Below are 2066 nucleotides of genomic sequence, written 5' to 3'. Positions count from 1 at the left end.
GCCCGCGGCGCGCAAGCTGCCGCGCGACACCAGGGTGGATGTGCTGCGCGGCGCGGCGCTGCTGATGATCTTCATCGACCACGTCCCGGGCAACGACCTGTCCTGGTACACGCTGCACTGGTTCGGCTTCTGCGACGCGGGCGAGGTGTTCGTGTTGCTGGCCGGGTTTTCCGCGATGATCGCCTACGGGCGCAGCTTCGCGCGCGACGGGGCGTCGGCCGGACTGCGCAAGATCGCGCTGCGGTGCCTGCGCATCTACGGCACGCAGATCGCCCTGCTGGCGGCGACGTTGATGCTGGTGGAGGTGTGGTCGCGCCGGACCGGTCTGGTCGTCCTGTCGGATGCGACCCTGTTGAGCGCGGGGGCGCGCGGCGTGCGCGACGGCCTGCTGCTGCGCGCGCTGCCGACCTATCTGGACATCCTGCCGCTGTACATCGTGCTGCTCGCGGTCTTCCCGGCGATCTATCTGCTGATGCGCGTCAGCATGTGGGGCACGCTGGCGGGCAGCGCGCTGATCTGGCTGGCCGCGCAGGCCTTTCCCTGGCTCGACTTCCCGAACATCCTCGATCCGAACGGCTGGTATTTTGACCCGTTCAGCTGGCAGTTCCTGTTCACCATCGGCATCGCCTTCGCGACCGTGCTGCAGCGTCGCGGCGCGCTGCCCGCCAATCGCTGGCTGCTGGCGGCCTGTGCCGCGTTTCTTGTGTTCGCGTTCTTCCAGACCTTTCCGTGGCATGCCTGGCGCCTGCCGGATCTGCGCCCGCTCGACATGGCGCCGCCGGACAAGAGCCGGCTGAATATCCTCCGGCTGATCGACATCGCGGCGCTGTTCTATGTCGTGATGACGGTCGACGCGCTGCGCCGCGTGGCGCGCAGCCGGCTGCTGCGGCCGCTGGAGGCGTGCGGTCGCCATTCGCTTTATATCTTCGCGGCCGGCTGCATGCTGGCCGTGGTCGGGCGGCTCGCGTTCCGCACCCTCGGCTATGCCTGGCCGATGCAGGTCGCGGTGAACGCGACGGGCATTTTCATCCAATGCACGCTGGCGCTGCTGTTCGAGCGCGCGCGGCGGCGGCGCGAGGCGGCGAATCCAGCCCCGGCGGCGGCGGCGCTGCCGGCGCGCGTCTGACTGCGGCCGCCCAGGCGGCGGCGCCCCATGCAACTGCGACGGACGGAGACGGATGCATCTGCGATCGATAGGGCTGATGGTGGCGGCCTGCGCGCTCGGTGGCTGTGCCGTGCAGGCTTCGCGTCAGGCGCAGCTTGCCGAGACACAGCTGGTCGGCCTCAGCGCGCGCGAGCTCGACCTCTGCGCGGGCCTGCCGACCAAGACGGTCAAGCTCGCCGACGGGCTGGAGATACGCAGCTATGAATACACCCCGCCCGCGACGGATGGCTTGAACCTGACGCTGCCGGTGGTGGGTGGCGGCGTGACGCTGGGCGGCGGCGGCAACTGCAACGCGCAGTTCGAGTTGCGCAACGGCCGGGTGGACGCCGTGCGGTATGCGGGCGAGACGGCGGTGGCGGGCGCGCCCGAGGCGCGGTGCGCCCCGATCGTTGCCCATTGCATGCTGCCGCCGCCGGTCGGGCCGGTGGTGCATCCCCCGACCGGACCGACGACGGCGGTTCCGGGACAGGCGCCGTCCCGAGGCTGACGCCCCGCCTCAGCCGCGCTGCGGACCCTGCACGCCCGGACGGGACCAGTGCATCCAGGCGTGGTCGTGCATCCGGTGCATGCGCATCATGTGCGCCCGCATCAGCGCCCAGGCGCCGTCGGCCCGCGTGATCTGGTCGGGGGTGAGCGAGGCCTTGAGCGTCTGCGCGGCCTGATCCACCGCCTGCACCGCCTGGGCGCGCCGCTGGAGCATCTTCGCCATCCGGTCGATGCCGTCGAAGGCGCTCTCCGGCTGCCCCGGCTGCGGCAGGTCCTTCACGTCCGGCACCATGCCCAGCACCGCCTGGCTGAAAGCGTGCCAGGGGCCTTCCTGCTGCGGCGTGATGTCGAGATAGACATGCAGCGTCGCCAGCCGGTCCGCGAGGTGCATGCGGCGGGCGGCGAGGCGCGCGGC

General features: G+C 71.1%; 3 protein-coding genes. 2 read left to right on the top strand and 1 reads right to left on the bottom strand.

The window, feature by feature from the left end; all coding sequences use genetic code 11:
- Positions 1-1126, top strand: a 1126-nt coding sequence (locus B8460_RS18235; RefSeq protein WP_048863044.1) for an OpgC family protein, incomplete at its 5' end; no start/stop codon positions are given.
- A gap of 52 nt (positions 1127-1178) precedes the next feature.
- Positions 1179-1652: a hypothetical protein gene (locus tag B8460_RS18230; RefSeq protein WP_048863043.1), complete on the top strand. Its 474-nt coding sequence runs from the start codon at positions 1179-1181 to the stop codon at positions 1650-1652.
- A 9-nt stretch (positions 1653-1661) separates the two neighbouring features.
- On the opposite strand, the gene B8460_RS18225 is transcribed toward B8460_RS18230, so the two are convergent.
- On the bottom strand, positions 1662-2066 hold a 405-nt coding region (locus B8460_RS18225; RefSeq protein ID WP_048863042.1), incomplete at its 5' end, for a Spy/CpxP family protein refolding chaperone.

It is taken from the genome of Acidisphaera rubrifaciens HS-AP3 (assembly GCF_000964365.1).
GTDB classification, from domain to species: domain Bacteria; phylum Pseudomonadota; class Alphaproteobacteria; order Acetobacterales; family Acetobacteraceae; genus Acidisphaera; species Acidisphaera rubrifaciens.
This window is presented reverse-complemented; position numbering and strand designations above follow the sequence as displayed.